Here is a 2,912-nt window from a genome sequence, read left to right as displayed (position 1 = left end):
AAAGCTACTTAGGCGTTGTATGGTTAAGCCTCACGGGCAATTAGTACAGGTTAGCTTAATGCCTTGCAACACTTCCACATCCTGCCTATCAACGTTGTAGTCTTCAACAACCCTTCAGAGAGGTTAAACCTCAGGGATGACTCATCTCGGGGCTCGCTTCCCGCTTAGATGCTTTCAGCGGTTATCGATTCCGAACGTAGCTACCGGGCAATGCCTTTGGCAAAACAACCCGAACACCAGCGGTTCGTCCACTCCGGTCCTCTCGTACTAGGAGCAGCTCCCCTCAATCATCCAACGCCCACACCAGATAGGGACCGAACTGTCTCACGACGTTCTAAACCCAGCTCGCGTACCACTTTAAATGGCGAACAGCCATACCCTTGGGACCGACTTCAGCCCCAGGATGTGATGAGCCGACATCGAGGTGCCAAACACCGCCGTCGATATGAACTCTTGGGCGGTATCAGCCTGTTATCCCCGGAGTACCTTTTATCCGTTGAGCGATGGCCCTTCCATACAGAACCACCGGATCACTATGACCTACTTTCGTACCTGCTCGACGTGTCTGTCTCGCAGTTAAGCTAGCTTATGCCATTGCACTAACCTCACGATGTCCGACCGTGATTAGCTAACCTTCGTGCTCCTCCGTTACTATTTGGGAGGAGACCGCCCCAGTCAAACTACCCACCAGACACTGTCCGCAATCCCGATCAGGGACCAACGTTAGAACATCAAACATACCAGGGTGGTATTTCAAGGACGGCTCCGTATGAACTGGCGTCCATACTTCAAAGCCTCCCACCTATCCTACACAAGTAGGTTCAATGTTCAGTGCCAAGCTGTAGTAAAGGTTCACGGGGTCTTTCCGTCTAGGTGCGGGTACACAGCATCTTCACTGCGATTTCAATTTCACTGAGTCTCGGGTGGAGACAGCGTGGCCATGGTTACACCATTCGTGCAGGTCGGAACTTACCCGACAAGGAATTTCGCTACCTTAGGACCGTTATAGTTACGGCCGCCGTTTACCGGGGCTTCGATCAAGAGCTTCGCTTACGCTAACCCCATCAATTAACCTTCCGGCACCGGGCAGGTGTCACACCCTATACGTCATCTTACGATTTAGCAGAGTGCTGTGTTTTTAATAAACAGTCCCAGCCACCTGGTCACTGCGGCCCCCGTGTGCTCAAAGAGCAAGTCTCATCACACGCAGGGGCGTACCTTCTCCCGAAGTTACGGTACAATTTTGCCGAGTTCCTTCACCCGAGTTCTCTCAAGCGCCTTAGTATTCTCTACCTGACCACCTGTGTCGGTTTGGGGTACGGTTCACATAATCATAAGTTTAGAAGCTTTTCCTGGAAGCAGGGCATCAACAACTTCACTCCCTTGGGAGCTCGTCTCGTGTCTCAGAATTATAAAACCGGATTTACCTAATCTTACTTCCTACACACTTTCACCTGGGCAACCAACGCCAGGATTGTCTAGCCTTCTCCGTCCCTCCGTCACTGATTATATAAGTACGGGAATATTAACCCGTTTCCCATCGACTACGCATTTCTGCCTCGCCTTAGGGGCCGACTTACCCTGCCCTGATTAGCATGGGACAGGAAACCTTGGTCTTCCGGCGTGGGGGTTTTTCACCCCCATTATCGTTACTCATGTCAGCATTCGCACTTCTGATACCTCCAGCAAACTTCACAGTTCACCTTCAGCGGCTTACAGAACGCTCCCCTACCCAAAGCACATAAGTGCTTTGCCGCAGCTTCGGTATATTGCTTAGCCCCGTTACATCTTCCGCGCAGGCCGACTCGACTAGTGAGCTATTACGCTTTCTTTAAAGGATGGCTGCTTCTAAGCCAACCTCCTAGCTGTCTTAGCCTTCCCACATCGTTTCCCACTTAGCAATATTTTGGGACCTTAGCTGGCGGTCTGGGTTGTTTCCCTCTTCACGACGGACGTTAGCACCCGCCGTGTGTCTCCCGGATAGTTCTCTTTGGTATTCGGAGTTTGCAAAGGGTTGGTAAGTCGGGATGACCCCCTAGCCTTAACAGTGCTCTACCCCCAAAGGAATTCGTCCGAGGCTCTACCTAAATAGATTTCGGGGAGAACCAGCTATCTCCCGGTTTGATTGGCCTTTCACCCCCAGCCACAAGTCATCCCCGCCTTTTTCAACAGGCGTGGGTTCGGTCCTCCAGTTGATGTTACTCAACCTTCAACCTGCCCATGGCTAGATCACCGGGTTTCGGGTCTATACCTGGCAACTCAACGCGCAGTTAACACTCGCTTTCGCTACGGCTCCCCTAAACGGTTAACCTTGCTACCAAATATAAGTCGCTGACCCATTATACAAAAGGTACGCAGTCACCCCGAAGGGCTCCCACTGCTTGTACGTATACGGTTTCAGGTTCTGTTTCACTCCCCTCACAGGGGTTCTTTTCGCCTTTCCCTCACGGTACTGGTTCACTATCGGTCAGTAAGGAGTATTTAGCCTTGGAGGATGGTCCCCCCATCTTCAGTCAGGATAACACGTGTCCCGACCTACTTAATATGTGCTAACTGCCACTTCGTGTACGGGACTATCACCCTGTTCCGTTAAACTTTCCAGAATATTCCACTATGACAACTAACATCGGCTGGTCCCCTTTCGCTCGCCGCTACTAAGGGAATCTCGGTTGATTTCTTTTCCTCCGGGTACTTAGATGTTTCAGTTCCCCGGGTTTGCCTCGTTAACCTATGAATTCAGTTAACGATACCCGCAAGCGGGTGGGTTTCCCCATTCGGACATCGATGGCTCAAATGCGTTTTGTCAGCTCGCCACCGCTTTTCGCAGACTTACACGTCCTTCATCGCCTCTTACTGCCAAGGCATCCACCGTATACGCTTAGTCACTTAACCATACAACCCTAAATAGCTTC

The 2,912-nt window shown here is 51.2% G+C and carries 1 rRNA gene; it reads right to left on the bottom strand.

Annotation, left to right across the window (positions count from 1 at the left end):
- Positions 1–19: 19 nt before the first annotated feature.
- Positions 20–2,892, bottom strand: a 23S ribosomal RNA gene (locus J3369_RS22000).
- Positions 2,893–2,912 lie beyond the last annotated feature (20 nt).

This window comes from Alteromonas sp. NFXS44, assembly GCF_040148705.1.
Taxonomy (GTDB): domain Bacteria; phylum Pseudomonadota; class Gammaproteobacteria; order Enterobacterales; family Alteromonadaceae; genus Alteromonas.
This window is presented reverse-complemented; position numbering and strand designations above follow the sequence as displayed.